This is a genomic window from Gilliamella sp. wkB112, assembly GCF_001690685.1.
Classification (GTDB): domain Bacteria; phylum Pseudomonadota; class Gammaproteobacteria; order Enterobacterales; family Orbaceae; genus Gilliamella; species Gilliamella apicola_J.
In genome coordinates, this window is record NZ_LZGL01000009.1 from 309,005 (window position 1) to 325,485 (window position 16,481).

Sequence of the window (16,481 nt, forward strand, 5' to 3'; positions counted from 1 at the left end):
AAACCAACCATCCCGTTGGCTTAGTATGCGTTTGTTATTGTGTAGACTTAAAAGGTAATTAAATGACTGACTTAAAAAAAGGTTTTAATAGCATTTATTTTTTTATATTAATGGTTGGTGCCGGGCAATCGATCGTGTTTGCCATATTTCCACCTTTAGCGCGCGATCTAAAGATAACCGAATTACAAACAGGTTTAATAATAAGTTCGGCAGCACTGATTTCATTTTTATCATCAACATATTGGGGACGTAAAGTCGATCAGTCTGGCAGTAAAAGAGTTTTAATTGCTGGCGTTATTGGTTATGCCCTGTTTAATTTGTTATTTGCAGCTATTTTATGGTGGGCATTAGTGAGGCACATACACGTTTTAGTTACTATCATTTTATTATTGTTAACTCGTTGCCTATTTGCTATTTTTACCGCCGCAATTATGCCATCAGCACAAACCTATATTATTAATTACACCACATTAGAAGAACGTCCGGCGAAAATGGCTATAGTAGGCATGATGTTTAGTTTAGGTATGATTTTAGGCCCTGCAATTGCTAGTGTGATGATTCCTTTAGGGATTTTAATTCCGCTCATCATATCGTCAATTGTGATGTTGCTGCCACTACCCATTGCTATTAAAGCAATAGCGCAAAACAGTCATTCCAATTCAACAACCAAACCACAACATGAAAAGCTTAGCTTGTTTGATAACAGACTTAGAACGTCAGTTGTGCTTATGGGAGTGGCCTTTATTTTGTTTTCGTCCACCCAACAAACTATCGCTTTTTTTATACAAGATAGTCAACAAATAACAACTATTGAAACCGCCAAATGGGTAAGTATTGCATTTACCCTAAGTGCCATAAGCGCAGTTATTAGCCAAGGGGTTATCATCCAGCGTTGGAAGCCAATAAGTAACACCATGATTTATTTGGGCGTTGTGGCATTATTGCTATCGTTAACTTTACTATTTATATCAGCCAATATTTACCTAATATTGGTTGCCTTTGTATTTTTTGGTGTTGCAAATGGTTTTATTTATCCTGGTATTATTAGTTATGCATCACAACGCTGTGGATCCAATATTCAAGGACAAGTTACTGCAATTTTGCAGGCGGCAATGTCATTAGGCTTTATTGCCGGACCATTGATTGGATCGGGCTTATACCCGTATTTACATAATCAACTATATCTTATGTTATCCGGTATCTTAGTCATTTGTGTTTTCTATACTTTTAGTATTGATCATAAAATTAAACCACAATAAATCAATATATTAATAATTTAATTAGCCTAAGAATGGCAAAGAGCAAACTTGGAGTTTTACTATCATGAATGCTAACAAACAAAGTACTAAATCCACTTATTCATTATTATTTGGTCTGTATATAAGCCAATATTTGCCGGTTGCCTTTTTTACCGGTGCTTTACCAGCCATTATCATGATGGAAGGCGGCAAACTGGGTGATCTTGCCTATGCTTATTTATTAGGAATCATTTGGTCATTAAAATTTTTATGGGCACCACTCATCGATCGTTATTCTCCCGGAAATAAATTAAATGGTCACTACCGCAGATGGATAATACTGTTGCAATCATCGTTAGTGATCTTAATCGCTATTTGTGCTATTCCTGGCATTGAACAGCAATCTAACGTCTTATTAATCATTATGATAGCTGTTTGTTTTTTATCATCATCACAAGACATAGCTTCCGATGCTATTGCCGTTAATTTACTTAATAGCAACAACCGGGGCACTGGTAATGGCATTCAATCAGCTGGAGGACTAATTGGACAAATGATAGGCGGTGGCATTATTTTGATACTTTACCCTTACATTGGTTGGCGTTTTACTTTTGTTATTTTGGCGCTATTGGTGATGATACCACTATTTCAAATTATGCGTTTTTATGAACCACAAGGATATCAAAATAATAATACCGCTCGTTTTGGTTATATGTTTAGCTCCTTAAAACAAAAGAAGATTCTTTACGTTCTGCTGATCAATATTCTACTTAACTGCGCCATGATGGTGAGCTTTGCATTCTTAATGCCCGGATTAATGCGTAATGGTTGGGGTTTGCAAGAAATTGGTTTATCAACCAATATTATTGGGCCAATTTTTGGTATTATTGCTGCCTTATGCTGTGGCTATATGGTGAAGAGAAAAAGCTTGTTTGCAGCCCTATTTATAGTAGTTATCTTGCAAGTAACCGCCACCTTGCTGGCATTATGGTGCTTAGGCCTTAACGATATTTGGCGATTAATTAGTTGTATAGTGCAACTTATGTCATTTGGGGCCACCATGTGTTTTGTATTCACATTATCAATGGCCCACTGTAAACAAAATAATGGTGGTAGTACATTTTCGTTACTGGTTTGTATTGTAACGCTATTTTCATCAATTTTTGCCGCATATTCTTTAACAATAGCGGAATCCTTTGGTATTGAAAACCTTCGCTACCTAACGATTGCAGCAACGCTATTAGCTATTGTTATTGCCCATTTAGCTAAAAACGAACAAATTTTCAATGGCTAATAGCGCCACCTAATTAAATCAGAATAAAAACCAGGGCTTTAAATAAAAGCCCTAGCTTATTGACCTCGTTTTTCTAAACTGCCTATGCGGCATTGAAGTGCGTGATGCAATGATGTTGGCCCTAGTAACTTTTCTAAACTGCCTATGCGGCATTGAACAAATCGCACGAACTAGAAACAAAATTACAATATTTCTAAACTGCTTATAGTATTGAGTCATTTTGGTAAACTTAGGTATTTATAAACTGTTCAAGCAACACTTAATCTATTGTATAAATCAAAAAATATATAGATATCATGTTGTTGTTTTGTGTTTTTTTGATGATAAATGAGGAGTGCGAAGCCTGCGAAGAACACAGCAGCGCTTCTGCTTTCTTATTTAAACTTAGGTATGAATTCGAATGTATTTCCAAACCAACAAAAAATAACTACAAGAGCAAATATAAAAACTAAAATAGGAAGAACTTTTCCACCCCATACCGTAAATTGTTGATTTTTGAATTTAGCTCTAGATTTAATCACAATAACTGATGGTGTAATTAATGTCCATATTGTTGCACATAATCCGGCGGCTCCGATTCCATAAATAAAACCATTTGGGAAAAAAAGATACAGTAATAATGGTGGTAAAAATGTTAAAGAGACTGTTTTAAGCCTACCAATACTAGAATTGTCAAACTTAAACATATCAGCTAAGAAGTCAAATAAACCAAGTGAAACACCAAAAAAAGAACTTGCAACAGCTAAATTAGAAAATAAAAGTAACAAAAACTCAATAATTCTGCTTGAGTTACCACTAATAAATGCATTAACTAAAGAATCAACATTCCCACCTGACTCAATAATGGCTTTAAAATCATCACGAGGAATATTACCCATGGTGCAATATAGCCAAAATAAATATACGCCTAAAGCAAATAATGCACCTAAGACTATACTTATAATTAAAGTTCTTTTCTTTTTACCATAAAATATTATCAGGCTTGCTATGTTTCCATGAAACCCAAATGAAGCTAAACATACAGGTATTGCCATAAATAAATATATAAAATGAGAATTATCATTTTCTGATACATTATTAATATCAGCTAATATGGAATATTCTACTTGGAAAAATAAAGAACCAAAGACAATAACAAAAGCTATTATTTTTACAGATAGGAATAAAGAGGTAATTCTATTGGCTAACTTTGAACTAAACCATAAAATGCCAGCGACAAAAATTGTAATTAATATACCACGAATTCTATGATCAATTAAAATATCTCCTTTTTTTGATAGCGTTTCTCCGAATATAGCTGAGTTAGCAGAGATATAAGCGTATATTAAAATATATAAAACAAAAGCAACTGCAAAACTATTAATAAAATTCCATTTCTTACCAAGTAAATCTTTAGTAATGGTATTAAAATTTGAACCTACGGGATAATTTAAATTAGCCTCCAATAAAAATAAACCAGAATGAATCATAAAAAAACATGTTATTATCAGTATAAATGCTCCCCAAAAAAACCAGGTTCCAGATAATTCAACAGGAAGAGCAAACATTCCACCACCAATAACCGTTCCAGCAATAACCATAATACCCCAAAAAACGGAGGGATTTAATTCCTTTTTCATCACGTTACCTACTAAGAATAGTTAATATTTATAATAAAAAATAAGGACAGTCATCATTGATAACTATCCTTATCAAATTAATTAAACTTCTTTCAATTTTGCTGTAAAGTGACGTAATACAGCAGGTTCATAAGTAAACGTTAATCCTCTGATTTTACTCGCATTCTTTTTAACTTCTTCAAATGCTTCTATGATGAAATCCATATGAGTTTGAGTATATGTTGCTCTAGATATAGTTAATCTTAGCAGTTCAGCTGGAGATTTTAGTTGTTTACCTGTTTTAGGATCTCTTCCTAATAGGAAAGATCCAATTTCAACAGCACGAATACCACCAACTTTATATAATTCACAAGCTAATGCCTGAGCTGGAAATTGTTCAGCAGGAATATGAGGTAATAATTTTCCTGCATCAACAAAAGCAGCATGACCACCAGCTTGCTGACATACAACACCTACAGATTCAAGTCCACTAACTAGATACTCAATTTGAGTAATACGATAGCTAAGCCAATCTTGATTCATTCCATCATAAAGACCTACGGCAAGTCTTTCCATTGCACCACCCTCAAGTCCCCCATAAGTTGGAAAACCTTCTTGTAATACGCAAAGAGTTCGACAGTCAGTATAGACATCAAAATAATCATCATTTTTAAAACATAAAAGACCACCCATTGGTACCATGGCATCTTTTTTAGCTGACATCGCTAGTATGTCTGCATATTTATACGATTCAAAAGTAATTTGTTCTATTGTCCAATCTTTATATTCTTTCTCCCTTTGTTGTATAAAATATGCATTTTCAGCAAATCTTGCTGAATCCATAACAACCGGTATATCGTATTTTTGTGCAATTTTATAAACTTCTTTTAAATTATTTAAAGATACTGGTTGACCACCTGCAGAGTTACAGGTAATCGTTGATACAATATAAGGTACATTTTCAGGTCCAACATCTTTTATACCTTGTTCAAGTTTTTCGATATCAAAGTTACCTTTAAAATCACTATTAATACCTGTATCAAAAGCTTCTTTAGTATACACATTATTAACAGTACACCCATTAACTTGACTATGTCCTTGTGTTGTATCAAAAAAGTAATTGGAAAAAACAACCATTTTATCTTTTTTAAGTCCTTTATCTTTTTCTCTTTTCCTTATTAAAACTGGAATATATATCTGTTCAGCACCTCGTCCTTGGTGAGTGGGAATAGTATATTGATATCCAAAAATATTTTTTACAGCATCCGCCAATTTATAATAACTTCGACTACCACTGTAAGCTTCATCGCCTCTGAACATTGCAGCTTGCATATTTTGTGTAATAGCACCAGTTCCACTGTCAGTCAAAAGATCAATAAACACATCTTCACTATCGAGAAGAAAAGGATTCATCCCTGCGTTAAGAATAGCCGTTTCACGGTGTTCCCTTGTCGTTCTTTTGACCGGTTCAATAACACGAATACGAAAAGGTTCAGGTAAATGTTTAAATTTATGCATAATAAGGCACCTCTTAAAAAAATTAAGTATAAAAAATTGATTTTTAAATAAAATAGTAATTCTCAAGTAGAGAATTAAAATAATGAATAGAAAAAGAAAATCTAATTAGTGAGGACGATGATTAACAAGAATGGTGTCGAGATTAAACCACTTATAATGAATATTTAAATTAACTACTATTGTCATAAATGTATTCCTAGTAAAAAGAATAAATTTCTTACTAAGCTTAGTATATAGATAATAGATATTACCAAAAGGATTAATAGTTAATTATGTGATCTGTATCGTAAATATTTTTTATTTATTTTGCAACCGATTGATTTATATTGTTTTATAAAATTGCATTACTTTAATTTTTTAGAGGTTATCAAAAAACATAACATTATTATTGCTTATTAGTATTATTAGATGCAATTTCTAATTAATTAAAATAGTAAACTTACTTTTTTAATCTTTATAAAATTTATTGCATTCCATAATTAAACAAAGTCATGACGATTGGCATTAATATTGTTAGTAAAAAGCCTTGGACAATTGCTGATGGCACGATAGTTATACCAGCACCTTTTTGTAACATTGGCAAGGTAAAATCCATCGAAGTGGCACCACATAAGCCTAGTGCCGTAAGCTTATAACGTTTGATTAAGCTAGGTATTAAGATTATGGCTAATAATTCGCGTAAAATATCATTTAGAAATGTGGCGCTACCAATAATAGGGCCATGTGCTTCAGTCATTAAGATTCCCGATAACGAATACCACCCAAATCCTGATGACATTCCCAACCCTACCCGTATAGGTTGCTCTAATATTAAAGCGGCAATAATGCCCCCCAGAAAAGTACTAAAAGTAACAATGATGGTGGTAGCTATACCAACTTTGTTGAGTAGAATTTGTTTAAGTGAAATGTTATTACCACGCAGTTGTATTCCAATCAATAATAATAAAAAAACTAAGACAACTTGGATAATATTTTCAGTATATTGCCATATAAATAGAGGTATAAGCCCCACAATAAATCCTATAATTAAGGCAATACAGACTCGCAATGATTCTAAGATCATTTTAAAGCGTGACTCGAAGGTTTGATTGTTATGAGTGGTTTTCCAAGGTAAAAACAGATCAAACAGTATTAAGAATATAAAATTACCGCCGAAAGTGCATATAAACACGATCATTGTATAAAATAATATAGTTTGCAAGTTGGTGCTAAGATTATCTAGATGAGCCAGCTCCGTCCCCATGATAAAGAGAATAAAATAGACCATCCAACTAAGGATTTGGTTAATTCTTGCTATCTTTTTTTTATCTTTGAGTTTAATTAAGTAACCTAAAGATAATGGAACAAGTGCAATTAGAATACCAAAATACATATTTTATTCCCTTTATAATTTTTTATATCATACTTATTTTTAGGATAAATTTCAGACAAAATCTATTTATTCAACTTTGAGTGTTATTTACAGTATTTTAAAAAGTGCATGAATAAACGAATAATAGCTAAATACTAAAATATAACGTTCTTTAATATTAATTTTTTAATAATGCTAATTGTTTTTCAATGTTGCTTGCTAATTGATCTAGTAAAGCATAGCGATTACGATATTCTGAACGTTTTTTACTGGCAATTTCTTCTATTGATTTACGATGTATGGCATTAGGTAATATAAATAAGCCTTCAGCATCTTGTTTACCATCAATCGTTAACCAAAAATCATCATAATCAGACAGGATTCTTTCTTGGCGGCTATTATAACGCCAGTTGTTATAAACATGAGTTTTGTTACCTACAGCTGCAATTTGCGATAATTTAAAATACTGTGCAATAGTTAATGCAGCTTCTAATGCTACCCGTTTAGGGAAAAGTCCATAGCAATCTTTAGTTGCTTTTTGTACTCGAGTTCGAGCATCTTGATGCCCCGTGCCTTGTAACCCACCAATAAATAAAGTCGGTTGTTGTTGATAATATGTGATAGTAAAAGTTAATGTGGCTAAATCAATGCCGTCGTTATCATAAAAATAGAGACTGATTTCACCTTCTCTGGCAAATTTATTGCGTGCTTGCACTGCAATTTGAATGTTAGCATCATTTTTAACAGCTACATTAGCCAAAACAAAAGGAACATCTTGATTATAAAATGCTTGGGACATACTGTCTGGATGCTGAGATAAAAAATCATAATGGTAAGCTAGAGCTTGCAAACGTTCTTGTTGGTTTAGACAAGATGATAAATAAGGCCTTTGCAATTTACACGGCAAATTAGTTTGACACGAAAGATAGTAGCCAAGCAAAGGATATTGTCTTAATTTATCAAGCAATTTAAGAGTAATTGGACTCAAAAATAGAGTTCTAAAAAAAAATTTATACCGATAACTAGGTTTGATCCATAGTTCGTTTAACGGTAGTTTACCTGTACAAAGCCAGTTAAATAATTGCCATTTACTTTTTGGCTGGGACATTTTGGTAATATTATTCATAAGCAGATAAAATCAAATCGAGTTAGTTTATGTTATTTTATAGGATGACTTAATTAATAAACATTAGCTGCATATTAAAGTTAGGTCACAAAAATTGGCATTAAGAGTACAACACAATATAAATCAGTGCAACCTTCCTGATATAAGTCTATATTGAATATAGTGAAAATAAAAAACGGTGAAACTATTCACCGCTTTTTATCAATCAAATAATTATTTTATTAGTAAATAATTATTGGCCTTTAACTTCTTTTAAACCGTTAAATGGTGCTTTTGAACCTAAAGCTTCTTCAATACGGATTAATTGGTTGTATTTAGCAATACGGTCAGAACGGCTCATAGAACCAGTTTTGATTTGACCTGCAGCTAAACCAACAGCTAAATCAGCAATAGTTGAATCTTCAGTTTCACCAGAACGGTGAGAAATAACTGCAGTATAACCTGCATCTTTTGCCATTTTAACCGCAGCGATAGATTCAGTTAAGGTACCGATTTGGTTAACTTTAACTAAGATTGAGTTAGCAATACCTTTTTCAATACCTTGTTTGAAGATTTTGGTATTAGTAACAAATAGATCATCACCCACTAATTGGATTTTGTGACCTAATGCTTTAGTTTGGTATGCCCAACCTTCCCAATCACTTTCATCTAAACCATCTTCGATAGATACGATTGGATATTGTTCAGTTAAACCTTCTAAGTAATGAGTAAATTCTTGAGCAGTGAATTCTTTATTGCCTTCACCTTTTAACACGTATTTACCAGTTTCTTTGTTATAGAATTCAGAAGCGGCACAGTCCATTGCTAAAGTAATGTCTTTACCTAATACATAACCGGCTTTTTCTACTGCTTCTTTAATGCATGCTAAAGCTTCTGCATTTGAACCTAAGTTAGGCGCAAAACCACCTTCATCACCAACTGCAGTGTTCATGCCTTTAGCATGTAATACTTTAGCTAAGTTGTGGAATACTTCAGAGCCAATACGGATTGCTTCACGTACTGTTTTAGCACCAACCGGTTGAATCATAAACTCTTGCAAGTCAATATTGTTATCAGCATGTTCACCACCATTGATGATGTTCATCATTGGTAATGGCATAGAATATTGACCAGGAGTACCATTTAGATCTGCGATATGTTGATAAAGTGGCACGCCTTTAGCGGCAGCTGCTGCTTTAGCATTAGCTAGAGATACAGCAAGAATTGAGTTTGCACCTAAGTTAGACTTAAAGTCAGTACCGTCTAAATCAAGCATAATTTGGTCAATTGTAGCTTGATCTAAAGCATCTTTACCAATAACTGCTTTAGCAATTGGTCCATTAACATTTTCAACTGCTTTTAATACACCTTTACCTAAAAAGCGAGATTTGTCACCATCACGAAGTTCTAATGCTTCACGTGAACCTGTTGATGCACCTGATGGTACGATTGCTAAACCAACAAAGCCACCTTCCAAATGAACTTCGGCTTCAACAGTTGGGTTACCACGAGAGTCGATTACTTCACGACCATGTACTTTAACGATTTTCGCCATGTTATTTTCCTCTATATGACAGATAATACAAAATTAAACTATTTTTGCTGCTGTTGTTGATAATCCTTGGCAGCTTTAACAAAACTACTAAATAATGGGTGCCCATCGCGTGGCGTCGAAGTAAATTCCGGGTGGAATTGACAAGCAACAAACCAAGGATGTTCTGGATTTTCTATAATTTCGACCAATTTCCTGTCGGTTGAAAGCCCGGTCACTTTTAATCCCGCCTTAACAATTTCTGGTAATAAGTTATTGTTGACTTCGTAACGATGGCGGTGGCGCTCAGTAATTGACTCTTTTTTATACATATCAATTACTTTAGAATTCGGTTCTAAATGACAAATTTGCGAACCTAAGCGCATGGTACCACCTAGATCACTATTTTCATTACGCTGAACTACCTGTCCAGACTCATCACTCCATTCAGTGATTAAAGCAATCACCGGACTGGCACAATCTTTAACGAATTCGGTTGAGTTAGCATCTTTAATACCAGCAACGTTGCGGGCATACTCAATCATAGCTACTTGTAAACCAAGACAAATACCTAAATAAGGAATTTTCTTTTCCCGCGCATACTGAGCCGCCATAATCTTGCCTTCAACACCACGATAACCAAATCCACCTGGAATTAAAATTGCATCTAAGCCTTGCAGTAATTCTGTACCCCGTGATTCAAGATCTTCAGAATCAATATATTTAATATGCACTGTTAAGCGATTTTTTAAACCGCCATGTTTTAAGGCTTCATTAACTGATTTATAGGCATCCGGTAAAGCAATATATTTACCTACCATTCCAATTGTCACTTCACCAACAGGATTAGCTTCTTCATAAATAACTTGTTCCCACTCGGATAAATCAGCTTCGTTACATTCTAGGTGGAAGCGATTGCAGACAAAAGTATCCAGATTTTGTGATTTTAATAGTGCCGGAATTTTATAAATTGAATCGACATCTTTTAAAGAAATAACTGCACGTTCCGGTACATTACAGAATAAAGCAATTTTAGCTCTTTCATTAGCTGGAATATTACGATCGGAACGACAAATTAACACATCCGGTTGAATACCAATTGATAGTAACTCTTTAACCGAATGTTGCGTAGGTTTAGTTTTAACTTCACCTGATGATGCCAAGTAAGGCACTAAGGTTAAATGCATGAACAAGGTATGTTCACGACCAACATCCACCGCTAACTGGCGAATAGCTTCCAAAAATGGGAGTGACTCAATATCACCTACAGTACCACCAACCTCAATAATGGCAACATCAAAACCTTTAGCACCATCGATTACCCGAGACTTAATTGCATTAGTGATATGAGGAATAACTTGTACTGTTGCCCCTAAATAGTCCCCACGGCGTTCTTTACGTAGAACATCAGAATAAATACGTCCAGTAGTAAAGTTGTTTTTTCGAGACATTTTAGTTCGAATAAAACGTTCATAATGACCTAAATCAAGGTCGGTTTCTGCACCATCCTCAGTTACAAAAACTTCACCATGTTGAATCGGACTCATAGTACCCGGATCGACATTAATATAGGGATCAAGTTTTAGCATGGTGACTTTTAAATTGCGGGCTTCCAAAATTGCAGCTAGTGATGCTGCGGCAATGCCTTTACCTAAAGAAGAAACGACACCGCCTGTAACAAAAATATAATTCGTGACCATTAATACCAGACCATTTATTAATTTATTAGAATAACATTGCGCCGTTCTTTAATCATAAAATCAACACAATATTTGAAGAATCAGACGGGACAGTAGTATAACAGAAACCCGCTTAGCTCTCAATTGAATAATTAATTTTAACCAATGTTTTAGTTGAATAGGCAAGTTGATATTAGTTTGCTTTTGACTTCAAACTAAACTGGTTTATTTAATTCATCATTTGTCAGTTAAGATAATAATATAAGATGTATATTATAGTTTTAGTTATACATGCCATACCCTGATTAAATTGTAATAAATATTTTCCTTTAATTATTACCCTGCTGCGTTAATTAAAAAGGCGCAACCAGCACCTTTTTAATTATTCCATTTTTAACTACAGCTATTTAACTGTTTTTTCGCTACGCGATAAACCAATAATCCCTGAGCGAACAATTTCGATAATGTCACAAGTTTCACGGATTGAGGATAAAAATGAATCGAGTTTTTCACTGGTCCCTGCTAACTGCACCATATATTGAGTAGCAGTAACATCCACAATTGATCCTCTAAAAATATCTGCACATCGTTTTACTTCATCTCGAGCATCAGAACCTTTAGCGGCCACTTTAACTAACATTATTTCACGTTCTACATGGGGACCTTCAGTCAAATCATGAACTCGATACACATTCACTAATTTATGCAATTGTTTTTGAATTTGTTCCAGAACATGTTCATCACCTGTTGTTTGAATAGTCATGCGGTGCATGGTTGGATCTTCAGTTTGTGCAGTAGTTATCGTTTCAATATTAAAACCACGTTGTGAAAATAAGCCAATAATTCGAGATAAAGCCCCTGGTTCATTTTCAGTTAAAATTGATAATATATATCGCATTAGGTTCTCTCCGTTTTACTAAGCCACATTTCGCTCATTGAGCCACCACGAATCTGCATTGGATAAACATGCTCTGTTGCATCGGTCATCACATCCACAAAAACCAGACGATCTTTAATCGATAATGCTTGTTTGAGTTTAGTTTCTAGTTCTTCGCGTTTGGTAATAACCATACCTATGTGCCCGTAGGCTTCAGCAATCTTGGCAAAATCTGGCAATGATTCCATATAAGACGAAGAATGCCTACCTGCATAAATCATGTCTTGCCATTGTTTAACCATGCCTAAAAAACGATTGTTCAGATTTAAAATTAATATTGATAAGCCATATTGTAACGCGGTTGACAATTCTTGAATATTCATCTGAATACTACCATCACCGGTAACACAAACTACACGTTGTTTAGGAAAAGCAAGTTTAACGCCTAAGGCAGCTGGAAAACCAAATCCCATAGTGCCTAAGCCACCGGAAGTAATAAAGTGACGCGGTTTATCGAATGGGTAATAAAGCGCGGTAAACATTTGGTGTTGACCAACATCAGTTGTCACATATGCATCACCTTCGGTTAATTTATATAATACTTCAATCGCTTCTTGCGGTTTTATGTAATCCCCACTATGGCTATAAGCTAGACAATGGCGCGCACGCCAATGTTCAATTTGTTTCCACCAATCAACTAAGGCATCCAAATCGCGTTCTATATTTAATTCATCGAGTTGAGATAACATAGTTTCAACCACAACTTTAGCATCACCTACAACAGGAATGGCCGCAGGAATAGTTTTAGAAATAGAAGTAGGATCGATATCAACATGAATTATCTTAGCTTTTGGGCAATATTTTTCGACATTGTTAGTGGTTCTATCATCAAAACGCGCACCTATAGCAAATATCACATCGGCATTATGCATTGACATATTGGCTTCATATACACCATGCATCCCGATCATTCCTAAATAATGTTTATTAGTACCAGGAAAGGCACTAATTCCCATTAATGTGGACACTACTGGTAAATTTAGTTTTTCTACTAATTGCTTAATTGCTTTATCAGCTTCTGCAATTATTACCCCACCACCAACATAAAGTACTGGTCTTTTAGCTGCCAGTAATGTAGTTAAAGCTTTTTTTATTTGGCCTTTATGCCCTTGGATAGTTGGATTATAAGAACGCATTGATACTGATTTAGGATAGTGATAATTATATTTATTCGCTGGATTAACTATATCTTTAGGTAAATCAATAACTACAGGCCCCGGTCTACCTGTCGAGGCGATATAAAAGGCTTTCTTAATAATTTCAGGGATATCTTTGCTGTCTTTGACTAAAAAACTATGTTTAACTATTGGCCGTGAAATACCACTCATGTCACACTCTTGGAAAGCATCATTACCAATTAAATTACTGGCAACTTGTCCGGATAGCACTACTAACGGTACTGAGTCCATATAAGCTGTGGCAATCCCGGTTATGGTATTAGTAGCACCCGGACCAGAAGTTACTAATACAACGCCGACATCCCCGGTAGCTCTGGCATAACCATCAGCCATATGGACTGCTGCTTGCTCATGGCGAACAAGAATATGTTCAATACCACCAAGGGTATGAATCGCATCATAAATATCAAGAACACTACCGCCCGGATAACCAAATATCTGTTTTACTCCTTGGTCAATCAAAGATTGAATGACCATTTCCGCTCCTGACAGTTTCGCCATGGTTGTTACCTCCAATGTTATTGATATGTAATTTTTAAGTTTATTTTGTATTAACTTATAGTTAAAAATTAATTAAGTCAATAAACTAACTAATAAACTCGTTTTCAAGTTTATAAATAATTTTAAAAATAAAATACAAATTTTAAAACAAACAAAATATTATTAAAAATCATGCGGTTATATTGAATGATATTATTTTTCTATTTTATTGTTATTTTTAAAAATTTTATATACACTCAATAAGATTTAATTGATCTTATCTATGAAACTAGGATAATAATATTTTGAAACAGGAGTTATGATGAGCAGACTCACTTCTAAACCAATTTCACTTGCTGATTGGCAGTTAGTTAAAATATCTGGTAAAGATAATCGACAATATTTGCAAGGTCAAGTTACCAATAACATTAATAATCTTACCGAACAATCGGCATTATTTGCTGCTCATTGTGATGCTAAAGGTAAAATGTGGAGTAATTTATTATTATTTCAACGGGGACAAGATATTTACTACATTGTTCGTAAAAGTGTTGCCGAAAAACAAATTGCTGAATTAAAGAAATATGCTATTTTTTCTAAAGTTACTATTGAAATGGATACAGAATTCAATATGTTCGGCTTAACTGGTACAACCATGCCTAACGAGATTAGTACTCAAATGGCCGATAAAAATTGTTTCACTCAAAATAACATTACTTATATCAAATTACCATTACCAGAAGAAAGAATCATTGTGGTTACTCCACAGCCATTAAGTGATGATTTACTGCCATGTAGTGATTGGTTACAATTAGATTTGGAAGCTGGTTATGCCATTATAGATACTGAAAATATGGAAAGTTTACTACCTCAAGCGTGTAACTTACAATTTTTTGATGCGATTAGCTTTGATAAAGGTTGTTACTGTGGACAAGAATTGGTGGCGAGAGCACAATTCCGTGGAGCTAATAAGCGAGGACTATACCTACTATCCGGTAAAAGCGAAACATTGCCTGTAATTGGTGATAGCCTTGAATACCAAATTGATGGTAACTGGCGCGAAAGCGGACAAATTTTAGCGGCTTTAAAACTTAACAATGACCATGACATTTATGTACAAGTTGTACTCAATAATGGCATCGATGTACAAACTGTTTTCAGAATTAAAGGACAAACTACAAGCAAATTATCCTTTCATAAAATTAATCCAATTTGATTTAATGCTGTTGATTACTGACCAATATTTTTTGGAAATTGAGAATCAACAGCAATTTATGCAACGATGTTTATAGCACCAATTATTTTTTAACATCTACTTTCCTAGTTCTTGGTTGACTAAAGCTACATAATATTCCACGCCTGTAGTTAATACTTCATCATTAAAATTATAGGCGGGGTTATGTAAATTAGCACCTTCACCTGCCCCCAACCACACATAAACACCAGGTATTTTTTGTAGCATAAAGGCAAAATCTTCTGCCCCCATTGATGGTAATGGATCGATGATTAATTTGTCTTTACCGACAACATTTTGTGCAGCTTTAATGGCAATATCTGCCTGTTCAGCATAATTTACTGTAGCGGGATAACGGCGTTGGTAATCAACTTCTGCTTTGGCATCATATGTGGTGGCAATACCAGTCGCAATCTGCTTGATTCTTTTTTCTGCCATATCTTGAATTCGTGGATTCAAAGCCCTTACTGTACCACGAATAACAGCTTGTTGTGGTAATACATTCCATGTGTCACCACTATGGATTTGGGTAACACTTACCACTAATGAACTTAATGGATCTGCATTTCGGCTAACTATGCTTTGCAAAGCATTAACCACTTGTATAGCAGTTAAAATAGTGTCTTTACCTAAATGAGGAGCGGCTGCATGTGCACCAACTCCAGTAATTTTGATATCAAATACATCATACGATGCCATGATAGGACCATGAGTGATATAAAAATGATTAAGTTTCATATTCGGTTGGTTATGCAATCCATAAACAGCTTCAATGGGGAAACGGTCAAATAAACCATTGTCCACCATAACACGTCCACCACCTTCGTTTTCTTCAGCTGGCTGAAAAATAACGACTACAGTACCGGCAAAATCGCGATGTTCGGCTAGATATTTAGCAGTGCCTAGTAGCATAGCCGTATGACCATCATGACCACAAGCATGCATTTTACCTGCAATCGTAGACCGGTAATCCATTTTATTTTCTTCAAAAATATCTAACGCATCAATATCCGCGCGTAATGCAATCCAACGCCCATCTTTATTCCCTTTTATAATACCAACCACACCAGTCGGCGCAAATTCAGTATACAATTCGGTAATACCAAATGATTGTAGTTTTTCAATAATAAATTTAGTTGTATTTTTTTCTTCAAAGGCTGTTTCCGGATGTGCATGAATATGATGACGCCAAGCTATCATTTCGTTTTTAAGTGAGGTAATAGTAGTTTTCATTATTAAATCCTTAGTTTAATACTTAACTTTGAGTCAATAACTATATATATTTATAGTAACTATACCTTTATTTTTGTTTAGATAATAATAACTATTTTTACAAAT

Annotated in this window: 12 protein-coding genes; 3 read left to right on the top strand and 9 right to left on the bottom strand. The window is 34.3% G+C overall.

Annotated elements, in window-relative coordinates; all coding sequences use genetic code 11:
- The first annotated feature begins 62 nt into the window (after positions 1 to 62).
- A complete protein-coding gene (locus tag A9G12_RS03845; RefSeq protein ID WP_065564536.1) occupies positions 63 to 1,259 on the top strand; it encodes an MFS transporter in 1,197 nt (398 codons plus the stop codon).
- Positions 1,260 to 1,323: 64 nt separating this feature from the next.
- The gene (locus tag A9G12_RS03850) at positions 1,324 to 2,532 is read left to right on the top strand and encodes an MFS transporter (RefSeq protein ID WP_065564537.1); all 1,209 of its coding nucleotides are present in this window, start codon (positions 1,324 to 1,326) and stop codon (positions 2,530 to 2,532) included.
- A 374-nt stretch (positions 2,533 to 2,906) separates the two neighbouring features.
- Here the strand turns inward: A9G12_RS03850 and tnaB are convergent, their stop codons facing one another.
- The 8 genes from tnaB to ilvI form a co-directional block, all read right to left on the bottom strand.
- The gene (gene tnaB / locus A9G12_RS03855) at positions 2,907 to 4,151 is read right to left on the bottom strand and encodes a low affinity tryptophan permease TnaB (RefSeq protein WP_065564538.1); all 1,245 of its coding nucleotides are present in this window, start codon (positions 4,149 to 4,151) and stop codon (positions 2,907 to 2,909) included.
- 81 nt (positions 4,152 to 4,232) lie between these two features.
- Complete coding sequence (gene tnaA / locus A9G12_RS03860) at positions 4,233 to 5,648, bottom strand: tryptophanase (protein WP_065564539.1); 1,416 nt, start codon at positions 5,646 to 5,648, stop codon at positions 4,233 to 4,235.
- 463 nt (positions 5,649 to 6,111) lie between these two features.
- Positions 6,112 to 7,020 (bottom strand): lysine exporter LysO family protein, encoded by a 909-nt coding sequence (locus A9G12_RS03865; RefSeq protein WP_065564540.1) that lies wholly within the window; start codon positions 7,018 to 7,020, stop codon positions 6,112 to 6,114.
- A gap of 157 nt (positions 7,021 to 7,177) precedes the next feature.
- On the bottom strand, positions 7,178 to 8,125 hold the full coding sequence (locus A9G12_RS03870) for a VirK/YbjX family protein (RefSeq protein WP_065564541.1): 948 nt from the start codon (positions 8,123 to 8,125) through the stop codon (positions 7,178 to 7,180).
- Positions 8,126 to 8,357: 232 nt separating this feature from the next.
- Positions 8,358 to 9,659 (bottom strand): phosphopyruvate hydratase, encoded by a 1,302-nt coding sequence (gene eno, locus A9G12_RS03875; RefSeq protein WP_065564542.1) that lies wholly within the window; start codon positions 9,657 to 9,659, stop codon positions 8,358 to 8,360.
- 38 nt (positions 9,660 to 9,697) lie between these two features.
- The gene (locus tag A9G12_RS03880; protein ID WP_065564543.1) at positions 9,698 to 11,335 is read right to left on the bottom strand and encodes a glutamine hydrolyzing CTP synthase; all 1,638 of its coding nucleotides are present in this window, start codon (positions 11,333 to 11,335) and stop codon (positions 9,698 to 9,700) included.
- Positions 11,336 to 11,717: 382 nt separating this feature from the next.
- On the bottom strand, positions 11,718 to 12,212 hold the full coding sequence (gene ilvN, locus A9G12_RS03885) for an acetolactate synthase small subunit (RefSeq protein ID WP_065564544.1): 495 nt from the start codon (positions 12,210 to 12,212) through the stop codon (positions 11,718 to 11,720).
- Complete coding sequence (gene ilvI / locus A9G12_RS03890; RefSeq protein WP_065564545.1) at positions 12,212 to 13,930, bottom strand: acetolactate synthase 3 large subunit; 1,719 nt, start codon at positions 13,928 to 13,930, stop codon at positions 12,212 to 12,214. Before ilvI ends, ilvN begins: the two co-directional genes overlap by 1 nt.
- A 301-nt stretch (positions 13,931 to 14,231) precedes the next feature.
- On the opposite strand from ilvI, the gene ygfZ reads away from it, so the two are divergent.
- Entirely contained in the window at positions 14,232 to 15,125 is an 894-nt protein-coding gene (gene ygfZ, locus A9G12_RS03895) for a tRNA-modifying protein YgfZ (RefSeq protein ID WP_176701742.1), read from the top strand.
- A gap of 96 nt (positions 15,126 to 15,221) precedes the next feature.
- Here the strand turns inward: ygfZ and A9G12_RS03900 are convergent, their stop codons facing one another.
- Positions 15,222 to 16,376, bottom strand: coding sequence for a M20 aminoacylase family protein (locus tag A9G12_RS03900; RefSeq protein WP_065564547.1), 1,155 nt, complete (start codon positions 16,374 to 16,376; stop codon positions 15,222 to 15,224).
- Positions 16,377 to 16,481 lie beyond the last annotated feature (105 nt).